This window comes from Streptomyces sp. NPDC049687 (assembly GCF_044465285.1).
In the GTDB taxonomy this organism is placed as follows: domain Bacteria; phylum Actinomycetota; class Actinomycetes; order Streptomycetales; family Streptomycetaceae; genus Streptomyces.
Genome location: NZ_JBITLN010000001.1, coordinates 556,485 through 578,151, shown reverse-complemented (window position 1 = coordinate 578,151; position 21,667 = coordinate 556,485). Strand labels below are relative to the sequence as shown.

The window sequence follows — 21,667 nt, the reverse complement described above, 5'->3', positions numbered from 1 at the left end:
GATCGAAGGCGAACATCCCCTAGGGTCGTACCTACGGGGGAGACGGTGTGCACGGCAGGCAGTGAGGCGACGGTATGGCGCAGCAGGCGTACATGACGGAGACGGACGACAACGGCGGCTCGGGACCCGAGCGTCGGGGAGACCGGCTCCGGCGCCTGATCGGACGTCTGGCCGGCCGGCTGCCCGCCGGCTGGCGCGGCGACCCGCGCGTCTGGCGCCGCGGTCTGGTCGTCGCCGCCCTGGCCGTTCTCCTCTCGCTGGTGATGCTGCTGCACTCGCGCATCCCCAACCGCTACGGCAACCTCGGCAGCCTCACGGAGACCTTCCTGCCGTGGCTGGGTCTCCTCATCCCGCTGTTCCTCGTCCTCGCGTTGGTGCGCAGGTCCGCGAGCGCGCTGATCGCGGTGGTCCTGCCGGCCGTCGTCTGGCTGAACCTCTTCGGTGGGCTGCTCTCCGACAAGACCGGCGGCGGCGGCGATCTCACCGTCGCCACGCACAACGTCAACGCCGACAACCCCGACCCGTCCGACACCGCCCGTGACGTGGCCGCGTCCGGCGCGGACATGGTGGCGCTGGAGGAGCTGACCGCCTCGGCGGTGCCGGTGTACGAGAAGGCGCTGGCGGCGACGTACAAGTACCACTCGGTGCAGGGCACGGTCGGCCTGTGGAGCAAGTACCCGCTGAGCGGGGTGAAGCCCGTCGACATCAAGCTGGGCTGGACACGCGCGATGCGGGCGACGGCGGCGACCCCGGAGGGGAAGGTGGCGGTCTATGTCGCCCATCTCCCCTCCGTGCGGGTGAAACTGCAGGCCGGCTTCACCGCCCGGCAGCGCGACAAGAGCGCGGACGCGCTGGGCGAGGCCATCGCCGACGAGCCCTTGAGCCAGGTGATCCTGCTGGGCGACCTCAACGGCACGATGAACGACCGCTCGCTCAACGCCGTGACCTCCCAGATGCGTTCCACCCAGGGCGCGGCGGGCAGCGGCTTCGGCTTCAGCTGGCCGGCGTCGTTCCCGATGGCGCGGATCGACCAGATCATGGTGAAGGGCGTGGAACCGGTGACGTCGTGGACGCTCCCGCGGACGGGCAGCGACCACCTGCCGGTGGCGGCGCGTGTGAAGCTCACCACGTCGGCGTCCTGAAAAAGCCCACGGCAACCGGGACTTGACCTGCCGGAATATCGGACCGGGGAAAGTTTGTTCCGTCGTTGAACATACGATGGAAGCAATCCCCGACCCGAAAGGCTGCGTCCCCTCATGCCTCTGGCCCTGCTCGCCCTCGCCGTGGGTGCCTTCGGCATCGGCACCACCGAGTTCGTGATGATGGGCCTGCTGCCCGACGTAGCGGCAGACCTGCACATCTCCCTCCCCAGCGCGGGACACCTGGTCTCCGCGTACGCCCTCGGCGTCGTCATCGGCGCCCCGCTGCTGGCCGCGGTGACCGCCCGGATGGGACGCCGGACCCTGCTGATGTCGCTGATGGGACTCTTCGTCGCGGGCAACGCCCTGTCGGCCCTCGCCCCCGGGTACGACTGGCTGCTGGCCGCCCGCTTCCTCAGCGGCCTCCCGCACGGCGCCTTCTTCGGCGTGGGCGCGGTGGTGGCCACCAACCTGGTCGCGCCGGAACGCAAGGCCCGCTCGGTGTCGCTGATGTTCCTCGGCCTGACCGTCGCCAACATCGCGGGCGTCCCCGCCGCCACCCTCATGGGCCAGCACCTGGGCTGGCGGGCGACGTTCCTCGGCGTGAGCGCGATAGGCCTGGCGGCGATAGCCTCGCTGGCGCTGCTGATCCCGCGCCACATGGCCGGATCCCCCGCGGCGGGCCTGCGCGGCGAACTGGCGGCCCTGAAGTCGCTCCCGGTGTGGCTGGCGCTGGGCACGACGGTGGCGGGCTTCGGCGCGCTGTTCTCCGCGTACAGCTACATCACGCCGATGCTGACCGACGCCGCCGGCTATGCCGACTCCAGCGTGACCCTGCTCCTCGCGCTGTTCGGCGTGGGCGCGACGATCGGCAACCTCCTGGGGGGCCGCCTCGCCGACCACGCCATGCGCCGCACGCTGTTCGGCGGCCTGGTGGCGCTGGCGCTGGTCCTGGCCCTCTTCCCGCTGCTGATGACGACGCGGTGGGGCGGGGCGCTGGCCGTGGTACTGCTCGGCGTGGCGGCGTTCGTGGCCGGTACCCCGTTGAACCTGATGGTCCTGGAGAAGGCGGCGTCGGGCCCCTCCCTGGCCTCCTCCGCCAACCAGGCGGCCTTCAACCTCGCGAACGCCGGCGGCGCCTGGCTCGGCGGCCTCACCCTGGCGGCGGGCTTCGGCGTCACGTCCCCGGCGTCGGCGGGGGCGGTTCTGGCGACGCTCGGACTGGCGATGGCGGCGGTGGCGTACGGCGTGGACCGGCGCCGGGCGGCCACGGGCGTGGCCGGCCGGGAGCGGATCGTCGCGACGCATGTGCCGCAGCAGGCGGAGGCGCTCCACCACTGACGCCCACCACGCGCACGCCGGTCGGGCCTTCTCGGCCCGTCCGGCGCCTGAGGGCGGTACCGCCGGCGCCGGACGCGCGTCTTGTCCCGCCCGCCCTGCGGGCGGACGACGCTCCTTTCACCACACGCCCTAGTCGAAGCGGGCGAGGTCCCGCAGCCAGACCGTCGCCGAACTGTCGGACGGCGCGCGCCAGTCACCGCGCGGCGAGAGCGAACCGCCGGCCGAGACCTTCGGTCCGTTCGGCATCGCCGAGCGCTTGAACTGCGCGAACGCGAAGAATCGGCGGCAGAAGACCTCCAGCCAGTGCCGGATCTCCGGCAGCTCGTACGCCACCCGCTTGGCCTCCGGGAAGCCCGGCGGCCAGGCGCCGGTCTCCGGGTCGTGCCAGGCGTGCCAGGCCAGGAAGGCGATCTTCGACGGCCGGAAGCCGTAGCGCAGTACCTGGAACAGCGTGAAGTCGTGCAGCGCGTACGGGCCGATCCTCGACTCGGTCGACTGCATCTCCTCGCCCGGCACCAGCTCCGGGCTGATCTCGGTGTCGAGGATCGCGGCGAGGATCTTGCCGGTCTCCTCGTCGAACTGGCCGCTGCTGATGACCCAGCGGATCAGATGCTGGATCAGCGTCTTCGGCACACCGGAGTTGACGTTGTAGTGGCTCATCTGGTCGCCCACGCCGTACGTGGACCAGCCGAGCGCCAGCTCCGACAGATCGCCGGTGCCGAGCACGATGCCGCCGCGCTGGTTGGCGAGCCGGAACAGGTAGTCGGTGCGCAGCCCGGCCTGCACGTTCTCGAAGGTGACGTCGTACACCGGCTCGCCGGAGGCGAAGGGGTGGCCCATCTCCTTCAGCATCAGGCGCGCGGTCGGCGTGATGTCCAGCTCGGCCGCCGTGACGCCGAGGGCACGCATCAGCGCATGGGCGTTGTCCTTGGTGTGGTCGCTGGTGGCGAAGCCGGGCAGCGTCCAGGCCAGGATGTCGCTGCGCGGGCGGCCCGCGCGGTCCATCGCGCGGGCGGCGACGATCAGCGCGTGCGTGGAGTCGAGACCGCCGGACACCCCGATGACCACCTTCGGGCCGCCGATCGCGGCCAGCCGCTGCTGGAGGCCCTCGACCTGGATGTTGTACGCCTCGAAGCAGTCCAGGGCGAGGCGCTCGGCGTCGGCCGGCACGAACGGGAAGCGCTCCACGCGACGGCGCAGCCCCAGGTCGGTGAGTGGCGGATCGAGCTCGAACGCGACCGTCCGGAAGTCGCCGGTCCGCGCGCGGTGCGTACGGCGGTTGTCGTCGAACGTGCCCATCCGCTGCCGCTCCTGCCGCAGCAGGTCGAGGTCCACGTCGGCCACCGCGTACTCGTCGCCGAGCGGGAACCGCTGGGTCTCGGCCAGCAGCACGCCGTTCTCGTAGACCATGGCCTGGCCGTCCCAGGACAGGTCGGTGGTCGACTCGCCCAGTCCGGCCGCCGCGTAGACGTACGCGGCGAGGCAGCGGGAGGACGCGGAGCGGCACAGCAGCTTGCGGTCCTCGGCGCGCCCCACCGTGATCGGGCTGCCCGAGAGGTTGACGAGGAGCGTCGCCCCGGCGAGGGCCGCCTCCGCGCTGGGCGGCACCGGCACCCACATGTCCTCGCAGATCTCCGCGTGCAGCACGAGACCCGGGACGTCGTCCGCCGCGAACAGCAGATCCACGCCGAAGGGCACCGACTCGCCGCCGACGCGGATCGACCCGCCACGCTCGTCGGCGCCGTCGGCGATCTGCCGACGCTCGTAGAACTCCCGGTAGTTCGGCGGGTACGACTTGGGCACGACACCCAGGACGCGGCCGCGGTGCACGATCACCGCGCAGTTGTAGATCCGGTTGCGGTGGCGCAGCGGGGCACCGACGACCAGCACCGGCAGCAGCCGGGCCGACCCGGCCACCACCTCCCGGAGCGCCTCCTCGACCTGGTCGAGCAGTGCGTCCTGCAGCAGCAGGTCCTCGATCGAGTAGCCGCACAGCACCATCTCCGGGAAGACGGCGACGGCGACACCCTCCTCGGCGCACCGGTGGGCGTGGCGCAGGACCGCTTCGGCGTTGGCGTGCGGGTCCGCGATGACGGTGTGACCCGTACACGCGGCGACGCGTGCGAAGCCGTGCTGATAGATCGACCAGAAGTTCAAGGCAGGCACGGGCCCAGTGTAATCGTCAGAGCGACGCGATGGGTGGTGCGGGGTGTGGGCCGTGCCACGCACGGCGAAGGGGCGCGGCGTGAACACACCCCGCGCCCCCTCAGGTTGCCGTGGCCGGCGGTGCCTCAGCGGCGCTTGTACGACTCGACGTAGCCGTTCGTGGGCGTGCCCACGCCGGTGACGTCGTCGTAGCCCTTCACCGCGGACAGCGAGCTGTCCTTGCCGAGGCTGCGGACGGAGGTCAGCAGGCCGTCGGCGGCGTCGAAGCTGTTGGCGAAGTCGACGCGCGCGACCGCGAGACCGGAGCCCGTCGGGTTGTCCGTGACGTCGTGGTAGACCCGCGACCCGTACTTGGAGTAGATCGACGGGTTGGCGAAGCCGATCGCCGTGCCGCCGCGCGCCTCCTGGGCGAGAGCCTGGACGGCCGCGATGACCGGCGCGGCCAGCGAGGTGCCGCCGATGCGGTACTCGCTGTACTGCGCGGACCCGTCCGGGAAGGTCTGGGTCTGCCCGACCTTGAAGCCGGTGTTCGGGTCGGCGATCGCCGCGATGTCCGGGACGACGCGGTTGCCGGCCGCGTTGTTGGCCGTGGCCAGCGCGTTCGGGACGACGCCCTTCTGGTAGTACGGCTCGGCGACGGTCCTGCTGGTGCCGCCGCCCGCGCCCGAGGTGAACGCGCCGGGGAAGTTGGTCCAGCTCTTGCCGTCGTCCGACAGCAGGGCCTTCTCGGTGCCCCAGCCGGTCTCCCACAGGTACTTGTCGCCCTTGCCGACCGCCAGCGAGGTACCGCCGACCGCCGTCACCCAGGCCGAGTTGGCCGGGGTGTCGACCTGCTTCGTACCGGTGTTGGCGACCTCGTCGCCGTTGTCGCCGGAGGAGAAGTAGAAGCCGATGCCCTCGACCGCGCCGAACTGGAAGACCTGGTCGTAGGCGGCCGCCAGGTCCGGCGTCTGGTTGGCCTCGATGTCGCCCCAGGAGTTGGAGACGATGTCGGCCAGGTGGTTGTCGACGATCTTGCTGAGCGAGTCGAGCAGGTCGTCGTCGTAGCAGGACGAGGCGCCCACGTACGTGACGTTCGCGGCCGGCGCGACCGCGTGCACGGCCTCGACGTCGAGGGTCTCCTCGCCGTACCAGCCGGCCGCCCCGCACTCCTCGGTCTTGGTGTAGTTCTTCGGCAGGACCTGGGTCAGCTGGCCCGTCTTCCAGGCCGCGTCGCCGTGCGCCTTGGCGTAGGTGCCCGCGTCGTAGGCGATCGTCGGGGAGGCGTACGCGTCGGTGATGGCGATGCGCACGCCCTTGCCCGTGTAGCTGCCCGCGCCGTACGCGGCCCGCAGCTGCTTGCCGGTGTACCCCTGGACGGCGTACGGGATCTTCGTGCCGTACGCGTCCGGGAGGGTGCCCGCGATGTTCGAGCCGTAGTACGAGGAGAACGGCCCGGAGTTCTTGAACACCGCGTCCGGCGGCGGGAGCTGATCCTTGCTGCCGGCCTTGTGCGGCGCGTTGTCCAGGCCGGTGACGGTCAGCACGGCGCCGGCCAGGCTCGCGGGCGCCGACGCGGTCTTCGACGGCGCGCGGTAGGTCTTCGAGCCCTTGGCGTAGTTGTGCAGCTGGGTGCCGAACGCCTTCTCGGCGGCGGCCACATCACCGCTGACGGAGATGTAGTGCCGGCTGGTGCCCGTGACCTTCAGGCCGGCCGCCGTCAGCCACGCCTTGACCGCCGCCACCTGGGCCTCGGTCGCGCCGAAGCGGGACTGCGCCTGCTTGGCGGAGAGGTACTTGCCGTACGCGGGAGAGCTCGGGTCGGACACCGCCTTCGCGTACGCGGCGAGGCTGCCCGCGTTCCGGCCGGCGAGGTAGACACGGGCCGAGACCTGGGCGCTGTCCGAGGTCGCGCCCTTGTCCGCCTTGGCCGTCGCCCACGCGGGCTTGGTCCCGGCCAGCGTGTCACGGGCCGGACCGTCCGCGGCGTGCGCCGCGGGTATGCCGAGCGCCAGCGCGCCGGCGATCATGGGCAGTGTCGCCGCCATGCTCACCCCGGCGCGCCGTACGGCACGGTTGGATCTCATAGGACCCCCTGTATGTGGTTCGACGCGAGTGGATCACTCGACGTGCTGGCCACTCTTGCGACGAACCGTTCATGCAAGGGGAATGCGAACACCAAGAAGCGGCCAAGTGACCGCTTTCTGAGCCGGTTTGACGGATACGTCCGCGAAGTCGAGGGAAAACCCTATGGATTGGCCGGAAACCATGCGCTAAGGCTTGGCTCCCCGCTCCTTCAGCATGTCGGCCATGAGCTGGATCTCCGACTCCTGCGCGTCGACCATCCCCTGCGCGAGCCGCTTCTCCACGCCGACCGCGCACTTGGCGACACAGCCCTCGGCCATGTGGACACCGCCCTTGTGGTGATCGGTCATGAGCTGGAGGTAGAACACCTCGGCCGCCTTGCCGTTCAGCGTCCCGAGCTTCCTCATCTCGGCGTCGGTGGCCATTCCGGGCATGAGCGCGCCGTCCTCGCCGTCGCTCATGTCCCCCATGCCCATCCAGGTCATGGGCGGGTCGGACGACACCTTCGGCAGCCCCCACAGAGTGAGCCAGCCGAGCAGCATGCCGCGCTGGTTGGCCTGCGTCTGGGCGATGTCGTAGGCGAGCCGCCGCACGTCCTCGTCCGTCGTCCGGTCCCGCACGATGTACGACATCTCGACGGCCTGCTGATGGTGGACGGCCATGTCCCGGGCGAACCCGGCGTCGGCGGAGTCGGCGGAAGGGACCGAGGTGTCCGCCCCGCCGTCCTCGGCGACGGCGTAGGTGATCGCGCCGGCCCCGACGAGCGCCGCCGCGGTGACCGCCGCGATCCAGCCCGCGGGCTTCCTCACTTCATCGTCCCGCCGGTGCACGAGGCGCCCGGCTCGGGCGTCTGCTCGCCCTGCACGAACTCCTCGAAGAACGTGTTCACGGCCGGGTCGTCGGCACTCGTCACCGTCCGCTGCCTCCCCCACGCGGTGAGCATGATCGGGTCGGCCTGCTTGTCGTCCGGGCTCATGAACGTGTACGGCGTCTTCCTCACCTTCGCCGCGAGCGCGTCGACGTCGGCCTTGTCCGCCTTGCTCGTGTACGTCACCCAGACCGCCCCGTGCTCCAGCGAGTGCACGGCGTTCATGTTGTTGACCGGCTCGGTGTACACGGTGCCGTCGCAGGTCAGCCAGACCGGGTCGTGGTTGCCGCCGACCGGGGGCTCGGTCGGGTACTTCACGGTCTTGGTGACGTGCGTACGGCCCAGCTTCCCCGTCCAGGTCCTGACCCCGTCCGACCCGGTGACGAACTGCCCCGAGGACTTCGCGTCCCCGGCGGCCGCGGACGAGTCGTCCTTCCCGGACTGCGACGTCACGACGAACACCCCACCGGCGACCAGCGCGGCGACGGCGACGGCGCTGCCGCCGATGACGAGAAACCGGTTGCGCCGCTCCCGGGCCTGCTGGGCCCGCCGCATCTCCTCTATACGCGCCTTGCGCGCCGCGCTGCCGGTCGTGTTGGCGGAACCCATGAGGCCTGTCCTTCTGGGGGAAAGGGGGCGGGACGGTCGGGGGTGTTGCTCTGCTGTCCAGCGGGTCCGCTGATCGTAATGGGGGAGGTGGGGAATCTCGTAGGCAGATCACGGCCATGGATAATTTGAAGGAAGGATGCGCATTATCTAGCCTTCCTCTCATGCGGCTGCTGCGATCCACCGACCTGGCCCTGCGCGTCCTCATGCGCCTCGCGGTCGCGGACCAGACCACCCCCACGACACGCGAGGTGGCGGCCGCGATGGCGGTCCCCTACACCCACGCGGCCAAAGTCGTCGCCGAACTCCAGCACCTGGGCCTCCTGGAGGCCCGCAGGGGCCGGGGCGGCGGGCTGGCCCTGACGGAAAAGGGCCGTACGGCGTCCGTGGGCGCCGTGGTCCGCACCTTCGAGGGCGACGGTGACGTGGTCGACTGCGAGGGCACGACCCCGTGCCCCCTGAACACGGGCTGCCGCCTGCGCGGCGCGCTCCGCCGGGCCCAGGAGGCGTTCTTCGTGTCCCTGGACCCGATCACGGTCGCGGACATCGTGACGGAGCCGACGGGGCCGCTGCTGCTGGGGATCTCCAGGCCTGCGCCATAAGACTCCGAACATGCCGAAACCATCTCCCAATGCCAGACTGGACAGAAATCCGTCTTTTGTCCGCGCATAGGAGAATTTCCGTGACTGCGCTTCTCGACTACCGGAGCAACAGGATCGTCGAATTGCTGCAGGAGCCTGCCGAGCGACGCGACGCCGAGTGGTTGCGGCAGGCGTTGCAGCAAGCGGTCCTGCTGGAACTCGCCACCCTTCCGCCCTACTTGTGCGGTCTGTGGTCGATAGAGGACCCGAGCCGGGACGAAGGCGTCTTCACGGCCATTCGCGAGGTCGTCTTCGACGAGATGTCACATCTGGGCCTGGCCTGCAATCTGCTCACCACCATCGGTGGCGTCCCGCGTCTGGCGGACGAGAAGGTGGTGCCCAAGTATCCGGGCCCGCTGCCCGGTGGAGTGCGGCCCGATCTGACCGTCTTCCTGAGCGGGCTCACGAAGGATTCCCTGGACATGTACTCGAGCATCGAGGAGCCGGATCACCCGGTGGCGCATCTCGGGACGCACACCTCGATCGGGGCCTTCTACGACGCCGTCCTGGAGGCGTTCAGGAGCCGGCCCGACCTGATCACCGGTGCTCACCAGGTGACTCGGAACATGCAGCAACACGGGCAGGGCAACAGCATCGTGGCGCTCACCTCCCTCGCGGACGTCGAGGCGGCGATCGGAGTGATCAAGGAGCAGGGCGAGGGCACATCGGCCTCGCCCCGCAATCCGCACCCCGGGGAGCAGGAGGAGCTGGCCCATTTCTATGTCTTCCGGGAGATCTTCCACGGCCGAAAACTCGTCAAGACCGCGGACGACCCGGTCCGCTGGGAGTTCGTCGGCGACACGATCCCCATGCCGGTGTGCCGCCCCATGGCGACCGTCCCGTCCGGCGGCTGGGGAGCAGGGGGCACCGCGGCGCCCGACGCCGAGACCAGGGAGCTCCTCGACTCCGTGAACCACGCCTACAGCGAGCTCCTGCGGTTCCTGGAGGCGGCCTGGCAGGCGGATGCACCGGCCAAGGCGAAGGAGTTCCTGAACAAGGCCATCGGCCAGATGTTCGCCCTCCAGGGTCCCGCCCAGACGCTGATGGAGCGTCCCCTGCCGCAGGGCGGAGGCTCGACGTACGGGCCGGAATTCCGTTACGTCGCCCCATGAGCCCTTGGGGTCAGGCGCCGGCCAGCCACAGATCCGGCCCGAACACCTCGTAGTGGATGTCGGCCGCGCCCACACCCTTCTCGATCAGCTGCCCCCGCACCGCCCGCATGAACGGCAGCGGCCCGCACAGGTACGCGCGCGTGCCCGCCGGGACGACCACGTCCGTGAGGTCGACCAGGCCGGTACGGGCCCCCTCCGGCGCCTCGCGCTCGTACCAGAGGTGCACGGCCGCCTCCGGGAGCTTCGCCGCGTAGGCCGCGTGGTCGGTGCGCAGGGCGTGGCCGGCGGGGGAGCGGTCCGCGTGGACGACCGTGACCGGGGCGCGGTGGCCCGTCGCCGCCAGGTGGGCCAGCATCGCGACCATCGGGGTCACGCCGATACCGGCCGAGGCCAGCAACAGGGGCGTGTCCTCGGCGTCGTCGAGGACGAGGTCGCCGTACGGCTCGGAGAGCTCCAGGACACCGCCCTCGTGCACACGCGCGTGGAGGTGGTTCGAGACCTCGCCCTCCGGGGTCGCGGCGTCACCGGTGACGCGCTTGACACTGATCTGGCGCAGGGCGTCGGAGGCCGGGGCGCCGGACAGGCTGTACTGGCGTATCTGGCGCGCGCCGTCGGGGAGTTCGACGCGGACGGAGACGTACTGGCCCGCGCGGAAGTCGCGCACCGGTCCCCCGTCGAGCGGGCTCAGGCGGAGGGTGACGACGTCCTCGGTCTCTGCGACGCGCTCCACGACCTTCCACCGCCGCCACTCACCCGCGCCCCCGCGCTCCTCGTACAGCCGCCGCTCGATCGCGATCAGCGCGTTCGCCATCAGCCAGTAGACCTCGGTCCAGGCGGCCGCCACCTCGGGGGTGACCGCGTCGCCCAGGACGGCGGCGATGGCGCCGAAGAGGTGCTCGTGGACCACCGCGTACTGCTCGGGCGCGACGCCCAGGGAGGCGTGCTTGTGGGCGATGCGGGAGAGCATCGCGTCGGGGCGCTCGTCCGGGTGCTCCACGAGGTGGGTCGCGAAGGCGGCGATCGATCCCGCCAGGGCCTGCCGCTGGGTGCCGGCGGCCTGGTTGCCGCGGTTGAAGAGGTCGCGCAGCAGCTCGGGGTGGGCGGCGAAGAGGCCGGCGTAGAAGCGCTCGGTGATCTCGCCGATCGCCGCGCCCACGGCGGGGAGCGTGGCGCGGACGGTGGCTGCGGACTGCTCGGACAGCATGGGGTCTCCTCTGAGCTCGCCGGCGCGTGGGGCCGGCGTTCGGCTGGGCGGCACGTTAGTTAAACTTGCATCTTGGATGCAAATTAAGCCGGTGGGGGAGAGACGGAGGGGGCCGGGCATTACGGATGTCGGTCCGAGCAGGCAAGATGGGCAGCAGAGCAGTACACCTGCCGGACGTGAAGCGTTCAGGCCGGGGTCGCCGAGGCGATCATGGTCCGCAACGCGCACGAAATGGTGTTGTGGTGGGATGCTCAGGTGCCCGACCGCCTCTCGCGGGACGAGGGACAGGCGGCCTGACCAGCAAGGATGGGGAAGCGGAAGATGGACAAGCAGCAGGAGTTCGTGCTCCGGACACTGGAGGAGCGCGACATCCGGTTCGTACGCCTGTGGTTCACGGACGTGCTGGGCTTCCTCAAGTCCGTCGCCGTGGCCCCGGCCGAGCTCGAGCAGGCGTTCGACGAGGGGATCGGCTTCGACGGCTCAGCGATCGAGGGCTTCGCCCGGGTCTACGAGTCCGACATGATCGCCAAGCCGGACCCGTCCACCTTCCAGGTCCTGCCCTGGCGCGCGGAGGCCCCCGGCACCGCCCGCATGTTCTGCGACATCCTCATGCCCGACGGCTCCCCGTCCTTCGCGGACCCGCGCTACGTCCTCAAGCGCGCCCTGGCCCGCGCCTCCGACCTGGGCTTCACCTTCTACACCCACCCGGAGATCGAGTTCTTCCTGCTGAAGGACAAGCCGGTCGACGGCTCCCGCCCGACCCCCGCCGACAACTCCGGCTACTTCGACCACACCCCGCAGAACGTGGGCATGGACTTCCGCCGCCAGGCGATCACCATGCTGGAGTCGATGGGCATCTCGGTCGAGTTCTCCCACCACGAGGGCGCCCCCGGCCAGCAGGAGATCGACCTGCGCTACGCCGACGCGCTGTCCACGGCCGACAACATCATGACGTTCCGCCTGGTCATGAAGCAGGTCGCGCTGGAGCAGGGGGTCCAGGCGACCTTCATGCCGAAGCCGTTCTCCGAGCACCCGGGCTCCGGCATGCACACGCACCTGTCCCTCTTCGAGGGCGACCGCAACGCGTTCTACGAGTCCGGCGCCGAGTACCAGCTCTCCAAGGTGGGCCGTTCCTTCATCGCCGGTCTGCTGAAGCACGCCGCCGAGATCGCCGCCGTCACCAACCAGTGGGTCAACTCCTACAAGCGCATCTGGGGCGGCTCCGAGCGCACCGCCGGCGCCGGCGGCGAGGCACCCTCGTACATCTGCTGGGGCCACAACAACCGCTCCGCCCTGGTCCGCGTCCCCATGTACAAGCCCGGCAAGACCGGCTCCGCCCGCATCGAGGTCCGCTCCCTCGACTCCGGCGCCAACCCCTACCTGGCGTACGCCATGCTGCTGGCCGCCGGCCTCAAGGGCGTCGAGGAGGGCTACGAACTTCCCCCGGGCGCCGAGGACGACGTCTGGGCCCTCTCCGACGCCGAGCGCCGCGCCATGGGCATCGAGCCGCTCCCCCAGAACCTCGGCGAGGCCCTCACCCTCATGGAACGCAGCGACCTCGTCGCCGAGACCCTCGGCGAGCACGTCTTCGACTTCTTCCTGCGCAACAAGCGCCAGGAGTGGGAGGAGTACCGCTCCGAGGTCACCGCGTTCGAGCTGCGGAAGAACCTGCCGGTGCTGTAGGGGCGGGTCAGGGCGGGTTTCTCGCGGATTCGACGAGGGGGGCCGACGGTCTTGGACCGTCGGCCCCACCGTGTCTCACTGACTCTGGCCGTCCGGACCGGCGGACGGGGCGACGTCACGCAGGGAGGCCGAGCGGCGGGTGCTCGAGCACGCGGGGCTTGTACTCGACCAGCTGGATGCGGCCGTCGAAGGTGCGGTGCTCGATCATCTCGAGGGCAACGTCCGGATAGCCGTCGTAGATGCGTTCTTCGCCTGTGGCCCCGGTGATCACCGGAAACATCACGACCCGGAAGCGGTCGACGAGTCCGGCTCGTAGCAGGGACCGGCACAGGCTGAGGCTGCCGATCGTGCTGAGGAGCCCCGAGCCACTCGACTTCATGGCGCGGACCGCCTCGACGGCGTCGTCGCGGACGAGCGTGGAGTTGGCCCACGTCAGTGGCTCCTCGAGTGAGGAGGAGAACACCACCTTGGACGCCTGCGTGAGATTGTCGACGGACGCCTCTTCTTCGGGCCTGAACTCGTCCTGGCCATTCGGGACCTCGCCTGCCGCGAAGCCCGACATCAGGCGGTAGGTGTTCGCTCCCATCAGGTAGGTGGCCTCGGGCTGCTCGCCGAGCCACGCGAGGTACTCCGGGCCCTCGAGGCCCCAGAACCCGGGCCATCCCTCTCCCGATGCGTGGCCGTCGAGCGAGGTGATGAAGTCGACGAGAAGCTCCGACATGGCGCTGTCCTTTCCCAGGGTGTCACGAGCTTGGACCGGCCAGGGGCCACAAACTCATCGGCCGCGCCGTGGAGCAACGAGAAATCCCATGACGCCGCGGGTGATCTCCACGCGATGGGGAACGGCGGCTCGAGTTCTGTCAAAGCACCAGCTCAGCCCCACTCGCGAACGGCCCCGACGTCGGCTCCCCTGCGTTTCGCCGAGCCCGTCCTACTGCCCCCGCGCCGCCAGGTCTGCCAGCACCTTGTGCAGCGGTTCCGTCGCGCGGCGGCGGTATTCCTGGATCGCCCAGCCGTTGCCGTCGGGGTCCTTGAAGTACATGAAGGTCGCGCCGTCCTGGGGGGCGAACTGCTGGGGCTCGGTGACGTCGAGGCCACGGGCGGTGAGTTCCTCGTACGCCGCCTTGGCGTCCGTGACGCACAGCTGGAGACCGTGGTAGGTGCCTGGCTGCGGGGTGCCCGTGGGCACCTGGAGGCCGCTGACCAGGGCGATCGAGCAGCCTGAGCCGGGCGGGGTGAGCTGGACGATGCGTACTCCCGCCATGACCTCGCCGTCGAGGTCGACGTGGAAGCCGACCTTGTCGCGGTAGAACTCCTTGGCCCGGTCCACGTCGGACACCGGCAGCAGGATCACTTCTAGGGTCATGTCCATGTCTGACTCCTTCGTCGCGGACATCGCTCGCCACGGAACCTTCTCGCAGAACGCCTCTCGCGGAACGCCTCTCACAGAACCCGAATCCGGCACGGAGCGCCACCGAAAGGGCCGGGTTACGCTCGGTGCGTACGACCTTGATCCGAGGGAGGGCCGGGGATGGCGCCGGGGCGCAGGAGCAGTACCTTCACACGGCTGCTGCGGCACGGCTTCACGGACCCCTCCGCCGCCGAGCGGCTGTTGGACGGACCCGAGCTGTCCCCGGTGCGCAGCGATCCCTTCCTCCTGGAGGCGCTGGGGGCGACCGCTGATCCCGACCTCGCGCTGCACGGTCTCGTACGACTGCTGGAGGCGCAGCCCGGTCCCACCGCGCGGCGTGGACTGCTCGACACGCTGATAGCGGCCAAGCCGTTGCGGGACCGCCTGCTGGGGGTGATGGGGGCGTCCGCCGCGCTCGCCGACCATCTCGCCCGGCATCCGCGCGACTGGGAGGCGCTGGTCACGTACGAGCCCCGGGACCTGCACCCCGGGGTGGAGGAGTTCGAGCGGGGGCTCGCGGAGGCGACTGATCCGGTGTCGTTGCGGGTCGCCTACCGGCGGTGTCTGCTGTCGATCGCGGCGCGGGACGTGTGCGGGACGACGGACGTCGCCGAGACCGCCGCCGAGCTCGCCGACCTGGCCACCGCCACCCTGCGCGCGGCGCTCGGGATAGCGAGGAGCGCCGCGGCCGAGGAGGCGGCTCTGTGCCGGCTCGCCGTCATCGCCATGGGGAAGTGCGGCGGACACGAGCTGAACTACGTGTCCGATGTCGACGTCATCTTCGTGGCGGAGGCCGTCGAGGGGGCCGACGAGGGGAAGGCCCTGCGCGCCGCCACCAAGCTCGCCTCCCACTTGATGCGGATCTGCTCCGAGACCACCGTCGAGGGGTCCATCTGGCCCGTCGACGCCAATCTGCGGCCCGAGGGGCGCAACGGCCCGCTGGTGCGGACGCTCAGCAGTCATCTCGCCTACTACCAGCGGTGGGCCAAGACCTGGGAGTTCCAGGCGTTGCTCAAGGCCCGGCCGGTGGCGGGGGATCTGGAGCTGGGGACCGAGTACGTCGCCGCCGTCGAACCGCTGGTGTGGAAGGCCGCCGAGCGGGAGAACTTCGTCGCCGATGTGCAGAAGATGCGGCGGCGCGTCGTCGAGAACATTCCGGTCGCCGAGATCGAGCGGGAGCTCAAGCTCGGGCCCGGTGGGTTGCGGGACGTCGAGTTCGCCGTGCAGCTGCTGCAGTTGGTGCACGGGCGCTCCGACGCGTCGTTGCGGAGCGGAACGACCCTGGACGCCCTCCAGGCGCTGGCGGCGGGGGGCTATGTGGGGCGCGCCGACGCCGTACAGCTCGACGACGCGTACCGGTTCCTGCGGTCCATGGAGCACCGGATCCAGCTGTACCGGTTGCGGCGGACCCATCTCGTTCCCGAGGGCGAGGAGGATCTGCGGCGGATCGGGCGGTCGTTGGGGCTGCGGGCCGACCCGGTGGGGGAGCTGAACCGGGAGTGGCGGCGGCACGCGGCCATGGTGCGGCGGCTGCACGAGAAGATCTTCTACCGGCCGCTGCTGGATGCTGTGGCCCAACTCGCCACCGGCGAGGCCCGGTTGAGCCTCGAGGCGGCCCGGGAGCGGCTGGTCGCGCTGGGATACGCGGATCCCGCTTCCGCGTTGCGGCATTTGGAGGCGCTCGCGTCGGGCGTGTCCCGGAAGGCCGCGATTCAGCGCACTCTGCTGCCCGTTCTGCTCGGGTGGTTCGCAGATTCCGCCGATCCGGACGCCGGGCTGCTCAACTTCCGCAAGGTCTCGGACGCGTTGGGCAAGACCCCTTGGTACCTAAGGCTGTTGAGGGACGAAGGCGCGGCCGCCGAGAATCTCGCCCGGGTGCTGTCCGCCGGGCGGCTCGCCCCCGACCTGCTGATGCGCGCCCCCGAGGCCGTCGCGCTGCTCGGCGACGGTGACGGCGACGGGGGAGGGCTCCAGCACCGGGGGCGGGCGCAGCTGGAGCAGGAGATACTGGCCACGGTCGGCCGTGCCGGGAACGCCCAGCAGGCGGTCACCGCGGCGCGCGGGGTGCGGCGGCGCGAGCTGTTCCGTACGGCCGCGGGGGACATCGTCAGCTCGTACGGGACCGAGACCCGGCCCGCCGAGCCCGATCAGGGGGCGTTGGTGGACCGGGTCGGGGCCGCGGTGTCCGATCTGACGGCGGCCACCCTGGCGGGGACGCTGCGGGCCGTGGTGCGGGACGGGTGGGGGGACATGCTGCCCACCCGTTTCGCCGTCATCGGGATGGGGCGGTTCGGGGGGCACGAGCTGGGCTACGGCTCCGACGCGGACGTGCTGTTCGTGCACGAACCCCGGGAGGGGGTCGAGGAGCGGGAGGCCTCCGAGGCCGCCAACCGGGTGGTCTCCGAGATGCGGCGGCTGCTCCAGGTCCCGAGCGCCGACCCGCCGCTCCTGATCGACGCGGATCTGCGGCCCGAGGGCAAGTCGGGGCCGCTCGTGCGGACGTTGAAGTCGTACGACGCCTACTACCGGCGGTGGTCGCTGGTGTGGGAGTCGCAGGCGTTGCTGCGGGCCGAACCCGTCGCGGGTGACGAGGAGTTGGGGCGGCGGTTCATCGAGCTGATCGATCCGCTGCGATACCCGGCGGAGGGGCTGGGCGACGATGCCGTACGCGAGATCCGCCGGCTGAAGGCCCGTATGGAGTCGGAGCGGATGCCCCGGGGCGCCGACCCGAAGCTGCACACCAAGCTCGGTCCGGGTGGGTTGTCCGACGTGGAGTGGACCGTGCAGCTGCTGCAGTTGCGGCACGGGTGGGCGGAGCCCGGGCTGCGGACCACCCGGACCCGGGAGGCGCTGGGGGCCGCACGGGCGGCCGGGCTCATCCCGGGCGAGGACGCGGAGATCCTCGACGAGGCCTGGGTGCTGGCCACTCGGGTGCGGAACGCGGTGATGCTGGTGCGGGGGCGGGCCGGGGACACCTTCCCCTCGGAGGCCCGTGAGCTGGCCGCCGTGGGCAGGTACTTGGGGTATGTGCCCGGGCATGTGGGGGAGCTGCTGGACGATTATCGGCGTACTGCCCGGCGGGCCCGGGCAGTGGTGGAGCAGTTGTTCTACGCAGGGTGACCAGCCCGGCTTCTCATCGACTGCGCCTGCACCGGCCTTCCTGCGGCTCTACGATGGACACTCCGCGCTCGACACCGGCGCGGCGCTCGCCGCGGGCGTTCGCCCAGCGTTCGGAGGTGGTCTGCGACGCCGACGGGCGGCCCCCCGGACAGCTCGTCGAGCACGCCGCGACGGACCTGATGGCGGAGGTCGTGCCCCGGCCGTCGTACGCCGCCCGGCGGCAGCGGCTCGTCGAGCTGCTCACGGCGATGGCCGCGACCGGACTGACCGGGGCGCACGTCATGGACACCGGCGATCCGGAGCCGGTCGCGTCGCCGGCGCGGGAGACCGTGCTGCCGGTGCGGCCGCGGTTCGCGCCCTGGTACATGCCCGGGATCGACGAGGCCGGCCTCGCGGAGCTGCTCGAGCTGCGGGGGCGCCGTACGGCGACTGCGCCACCGCCGGGGTGCGTACGCCACGCACGCCATCGGGGACGCGGCCGTACGGCACGTCCTCGACGTGGTGGCCGGCCTGGGGGACCGAACCCGACGCCCCCGGCGAACCTAAGCCTTGGTCGGCAGCAGGGGGACGCCCGTCTCCCTCGCCGGTACCACCTTCGGCAGGGCGTACGGCAGGCTGCCGTACCAGAGGCGGGCCACCGTGAAACCGAAGGCGAGGCAGATCATGCCGCCCACCGCGTCCAGCCAGAAGTGGTTCGCCGTGGCGACGATGACCAGCAGTGTCGCCGCCGGGTAGAGCAGACCCAGGATGCGCACCCACGGCAGCCTGGCCAGCGCGAAGATCGTCAGGCCGCACCACAGCGACCAGCCGATGTGCATGGACGGCATCGCGGCGTACTGGTTCGACATGTGCTTCAGATCGCCCGAGGCCATCGAGCCCCAGGTCTGGTGCACCATGACGGTGTCGACGAAGGTCCCGCCGTGCATGAGGCGCGGGGGCGCAAGGGGGTAGAGGTAGTAGCCGACCAGGGCGACGGCGGTGGTGGCGAAGAGGACCAGGCGCGTCGCGGCATAACGGCCGGGATGGCTGCGGTAGAGCCAGGTCAGGACACCCAGGGTGACGATGAAGTGCAGCGTCGCGTAGTAGTAGTTCATGCCCACGATCAGCCAGGTCACCGAGTCCACGGTGTGGTTGACCGACTCCTCGAAGGCGATCCCCAGGTGGTGCTCCATCCGCCAGATCCAGTCCGCGTTGCTCAGCGCCTCGGAGCGCTGCTCCGGGACCGCGTTGCGGATCAGTGAGTACGTCCAGTAGCTCACCGCGATGAGGAGGATCTCGAACCACAGACGGGGGCGGCGCGGGGTGCGCAGCCCGTCGAGTCGGCGCCGGGGCGATTCAGCCGTGACGGAGTGAGGAACGGCCTGGTCACGGCCTTCCAGTGGCGTCACGGTCGATTCACCCATGGACACAGAGTCTGCCAGAAAAGCCCCCTCGGCCCGATCATCCTCCGGTCGGGTCCGACCCGCATGTTCTCCTACCGACAGACCTCATGGTCTCCTACCGGCGCACCGGAGGAAACCCCCCTTTCTCCACCCTAGGGACGATTCCGCTCCCCGGGGGCCGAAGCGGTCGAACCGCGTACCACCAGCTCCGGCATGAACACGAACTCGCTGTGGGGTGCCGGCGTCCCGCCGATCTCCTCCAGCAGCGTACGCACCGCCGCCTGGCCCATCGCGGGAACGGGCTTGCGGATCGTGGTGAGGGGCGGGTCGGTGAAGGCGATCAGCGGAGAGTCGTCGAAACCGACCACGGAGATGTCCTTGGGGACCGCCAGGCCCAGCTGCCGGGCCGCCCTTATCGCGCCGAGCGCCATCATGTCGCTGGCACAGACGATCGCCGTACAGCCCCGGTCGATCAGGGCCGCGGTCGCCGCCTGGCCGCCCTCCAGGGTGTAGAGGGAGTGCTGGACCAGCTCCGACTCGATCTTCTCCGCGCTCAGCCCCAGCTGCTCCTGCATGGTGCGCACGAAGCCCTCGATCTTGCGCTGCACGGGGACGAACCGCTTGGGACCCAATGCCAGCCCAATGCGGGTGTGGCCGAGCGAGACGAGGTGGGTGACCGCGAGGGTCATCGCCGCACGGTCGTCCGGCGAGATGAAGGGGGCCTGCACCTTCGGCGAGAAGCCGTCGACCAGCACGTAGGGGACGCCCTGCGCGCGCAGCTGCTCGTAGCGCTGCATGTCGGCCGTGGTGTCCGCGTGCAGCCCCGAGACGTAGATGATGCCGGCGACCCCGCGGTCCACCAGCATCTCGGTCAGCTCGTCCTCCGTGGAGCCGCCCGGTGTCTGGGTGGCGAGCACCGGCGTATAGCCCTGGCGGGTCAGCGCCTGCCCGATGACCTGGGCCAGGGCCGGGAATATCGGGTTCTCCAGCTCGGGCGTGATCAGGCCGACGAGGCCCGCGCTGCGCTGGCGCAGACGGACCGGGCGTTCGTAGCCCAGCACGTCCAGCGCGGCGAGCACGGACTGGCGGGTGGTGGCGGCGACGCCAGGCTTGCCGTTGAGGACGCGGCTGACGGTCGCTTCGCTCACCCCCGCTTGCGCGGCGATGTCGGCAAGCCGTGTGGTCACGGCACCGGACTGTACCGGCCGTATCGTCATCGCGGTCCCTTTGTTCTCGTCTGTTCTCGTCGGCGTCCCGCTCCCGCAAGGGATGATTCCCATGCCGGAGACGGATGGCAAGAGCTTGCAGAGTCTTGCACAACCGGGCCATTGCCCGCTCAGGCCCGTAAGACAAGGGTCTCGTGGCGGTCGACGAGGATCACGACGGGGTAACGTCCGCGCCCTCTTGCGCTTTTTTGCTGCAAGGACTTTCGCAACGCTTACATCGCTGTTACGTTCGGCGTCGCCCGGCGGCGTCCCCCACTCCCGAGCTCCCCCGAGCGGGGGTGGCCCCCATCGACGCGGTCGGCTCGGCAGGAGCGGCGGACGGGACCGCCTCCTGTTAGCTACACGGGCTTTCACCCTCAAGGAGAACTCATGCGGCGTGGCATAGCGGCCACCGCGCTGATGGCGTCCCTCGCCCTCGCGGCGACGGCCTGCGGCGGAGACGACAGCGGCAGCGACAACTCGAGCGGGCCGGTCACCATCACCTGGTGGGACACCTCGAACGCCACCAATGAGGCACCGACGTACCAGGCCTTGGTCAAGGAGTTCGAGGCCGCCAACAAGGACATCAAGGTCAAGTACGTCAACGTGCCCTTCAGCCAGGCGCAGAACAAGTTCGACACGGCCGCCGGCGCCTCCGGCGCCCCGGACGTGCTGCGCTCCGAGGTCGGCTGGACCCCCGCCTTCGCCAAGAAGGGCTACTTCCTGCCGCTGGACGGCACCGACGCCCTCACCGAGCAGGCCAAGTTCAAGTCGAACCTGATCGAGCAGGCCAAGTACGAGGGCAAGACGTACGGCGTGCCGTTCGTCACCGACACCCTCGCGCTGGTCTACAACAAGGAGCTCTTCGAGAAGGCCGGCATCACCGAGGCCCCGAAGACCTGGGACGACCTGAAGACCGCCGCCGCCACCATCAAGGCCAAGACCGGCGTCGACGGCTACTGGGGCTCCACCCAGGCCTACTACGCCCAGTCGTTCCTCTACGGCGAGGGCACCGACACCGTCGACGCCGACGCCAAGAAGATCACGGTCGACTCCGGCGCCGCGAAGAAGGCGTACGGCACCTGGCTGAGCCTCTTCGACGGCAAGGGCCTGCACAAGGCCGACGTCACCGCCGACGCCTACTCCCACATCCAGGACGCCTTCGTCAACGGCAAGGTCGCCGCGATCATCCAGGGCCCCTGGGAGATCACGAACTTCTACAAGGGCAGCGCCTTCAAGGACAAGGCCAACCTCGGCATCGCCACCGTCCCGGCCGGCTCCACCGGCAAGGCGGGCGCCCCGACCGGCGGCCACAACCTCTCGGTCTACGCCGGCTCGGACAAGGCCCACCAGGCCGCCGCGCTGAAGTTCGTCAACTTCATGACCTCCGCGAAGTCCCAGTCGACCATCGCGCTGAAGAACTCCACCCTGCCGACCCGCGACGACGCCTACACCACCGCGGTCAAGGCCGACCCGGGCATCGCCGGCTACGGCACCGTCCTGTCCGCCGCCCAGCCGCGCCCGGCGCTGCCGGAGTACAGCTCCCTGTGGGGCCCGCTGGACACCGAACTGCCCAAGATCGCGGGCGGCAAGGAGTCCCTCGACAAGGGGCTGAGCAACGCTGAGCTCGCCATCGCCAAGCTGGTGCCGGACTTCAGCAAGTGAGCCCCGCGTGGCCGTCGGGTCGGCCCCCACTCTCGACTTCGCCCGAGCGGGGGGACTCCC

16 protein-coding genes and 1 pseudogene are annotated in these 21,667 nt (G+C 70.4%); 8 read left to right on the top strand and 9 right to left on the bottom strand.

The window, feature by feature from the left end; all coding sequences use genetic code 11:
- The first annotated feature begins 74 nt into the window (after positions 1-74).
- Together ACIBVL_RS02625 and ACIBVL_RS02620 are read left to right on the top strand one after the other, a co-directional pair.
- The gene (locus tag ACIBVL_RS02625; protein WP_399090568.1) at positions 75-1,142 is read left to right on the top strand and encodes an endonuclease/exonuclease/phosphatase family protein; all 1,068 of its coding nucleotides are present in this window, start codon (positions 75-77) and stop codon (positions 1,140-1,142) included.
- Positions 1,143-1,256: 114 nt separating this feature from the next.
- Positions 1,257-2,480 (top strand): MFS transporter, encoded by a 1,224-nt coding sequence (locus ACIBVL_RS02620; protein WP_399090565.1) that lies wholly within the window; start codon positions 1,257-1,259, stop codon positions 2,478-2,480.
- Between the two features lie 129 nt (positions 2,481-2,609).
- On the opposite strand, the gene ACIBVL_RS02615 is transcribed toward ACIBVL_RS02620, so the two are convergent.
- From ACIBVL_RS02615 to ACIBVL_RS02600, 4 genes are all read right to left on the bottom strand, one after another.
- Positions 2,610-4,646, bottom strand: coding sequence for an NAD(+) synthase (locus ACIBVL_RS02615; protein ID WP_399090562.1), 2,037 nt, complete (start codon positions 4,644-4,646; stop codon positions 2,610-2,612).
- A 125-nt stretch (positions 4,647-4,771) separates the two neighbouring features.
- Positions 4,772-6,712: a protease pro-enzyme activation domain-containing protein gene (locus ACIBVL_RS02610; RefSeq protein ID WP_399090559.1), complete on the bottom strand. Its 1,941-nt coding sequence runs from the start codon at positions 6,710-6,712 to the stop codon at positions 4,772-4,774.
- A 186-nt stretch (positions 6,713-6,898) separates the two neighbouring features.
- Positions 6,899-7,519 (bottom strand): DUF305 domain-containing protein, encoded by a 621-nt coding sequence (locus ACIBVL_RS02605; RefSeq protein ID WP_399090556.1) that lies wholly within the window; start codon positions 7,517-7,519, stop codon positions 6,899-6,901.
- The gene (locus ACIBVL_RS02600; protein ID WP_399090553.1) at positions 7,516-8,187 is read right to left on the bottom strand and encodes a DUF3105 domain-containing protein; all 672 of its coding nucleotides are present in this window, start codon (positions 8,185-8,187) and stop codon (positions 7,516-7,518) included. Before ACIBVL_RS02600 ends, ACIBVL_RS02605 begins: the two co-directional genes overlap by 4 nt.
- A 161-nt stretch (positions 8,188-8,348) precedes the next feature.
- Between ACIBVL_RS02600 and ACIBVL_RS02595 the strand changes: the two genes are divergently transcribed.
- On the top strand, positions 8,349-8,786 hold the full coding sequence (locus tag ACIBVL_RS02595; RefSeq protein ID WP_399090550.1) for an RrF2 family transcriptional regulator: 438 nt from the start codon (positions 8,349-8,351) through the stop codon (positions 8,784-8,786).
- Between the two features lie 80 nt (positions 8,787-8,866).
- Complete coding sequence (locus ACIBVL_RS02590; protein ID WP_399090547.1) at positions 8,867-9,937, top strand: ferritin-like protein; 1,071 nt, start codon at positions 8,867-8,869, stop codon at positions 9,935-9,937.
- A 10-nt stretch (positions 9,938-9,947) separates the two neighbouring features.
- On the opposite strand, the gene ACIBVL_RS02585 is transcribed toward ACIBVL_RS02590, so the two are convergent.
- On the bottom strand, positions 9,948-11,141 hold the full coding sequence (locus ACIBVL_RS02585; RefSeq protein ID WP_399090544.1) for a globin domain-containing protein: 1,194 nt from the start codon (positions 11,139-11,141) through the stop codon (positions 9,948-9,950).
- A gap of 321 nt (positions 11,142-11,462) precedes the next feature.
- On the opposite strand from ACIBVL_RS02585, the gene glnA reads away from it, so the two are divergent.
- Positions 11,463-12,824: a type I glutamate--ammonia ligase gene (gene glnA / locus ACIBVL_RS02580; protein ID WP_399090541.1), complete on the top strand. Its 1,362-nt coding sequence runs from the start codon at positions 11,463-11,465 to the stop codon at positions 12,822-12,824.
- A 115-nt stretch (positions 12,825-12,939) separates the two neighbouring features.
- On the opposite strand, the gene ACIBVL_RS02575 is transcribed toward glnA, so the two are convergent.
- Together ACIBVL_RS02575 and ACIBVL_RS02570 are read right to left on the bottom strand one after the other, a co-directional pair.
- Positions 12,940-13,545 (bottom strand): dihydrofolate reductase family protein, encoded by a 606-nt coding sequence (locus tag ACIBVL_RS02575; protein WP_399090538.1) that lies wholly within the window; start codon positions 13,543-13,545, stop codon positions 12,940-12,942.
- Positions 13,546-13,755: 210 nt separating this feature from the next.
- Positions 13,756-14,196, bottom strand: a complete 441-nt coding sequence (locus ACIBVL_RS02570) for a VOC family protein (protein WP_399090535.1) — start codon at positions 14,194-14,196, stop codon at positions 13,756-13,758.
- Between the two features lie 159 nt (positions 14,197-14,355).
- Between ACIBVL_RS02570 and ACIBVL_RS02565 the strand changes: the two genes are divergently transcribed.
- Both ACIBVL_RS02565 and ACIBVL_RS02560 read left to right on the top strand, forming a co-directional pair.
- Positions 14,356-17,355: a bifunctional [glutamine synthetase] adenylyltransferase/[glutamine synthetase]-adenylyl-L-tyrosine phosphorylase gene (locus tag ACIBVL_RS02565; protein WP_399090532.1), complete on the top strand. Its 3,000-nt coding sequence runs from the start codon at positions 14,356-14,358 to the stop codon at positions 17,353-17,355.
- A gap of 31 nt (positions 17,356-17,386) precedes the next feature.
- A pseudogene (locus tag ACIBVL_RS02560) lies at positions 17,387-17,895 on the top strand (amidohydrolase); the annotation flags it as partial.
- 2 nt (positions 17,896-17,897) lie between these two features.
- Here the strand turns inward: ACIBVL_RS02560 and ACIBVL_RS02555 are convergent.
- Both ACIBVL_RS02555 and ACIBVL_RS02550 read right to left on the bottom strand, forming a co-directional pair.
- Entirely contained in the window at positions 17,898-18,758 is an 861-nt protein-coding gene (locus tag ACIBVL_RS02555) for a phosphatase PAP2 family protein (RefSeq protein ID WP_399090529.1), read from the bottom strand.
- Between the two features lie 131 nt (positions 18,759-18,889).
- A complete protein-coding gene (locus tag ACIBVL_RS02550) occupies positions 18,890-19,924 on the bottom strand; it encodes a LacI family DNA-binding transcriptional regulator (RefSeq protein WP_399090526.1) in 1,035 nt (344 codons plus the stop codon).
- Positions 19,925-20,332: 408 nt separating this feature from the next.
- Here ACIBVL_RS02550 and ACIBVL_RS02545 point away from each other — a divergent pair, with 408 nt between their 5' ends.
- Entirely contained in the window at positions 20,333-21,607 is a 1,275-nt protein-coding gene (locus ACIBVL_RS02545) for an extracellular solute-binding protein (RefSeq protein WP_399090523.1), read from the top strand.
- Positions 21,608-21,667 lie beyond the last annotated feature (60 nt).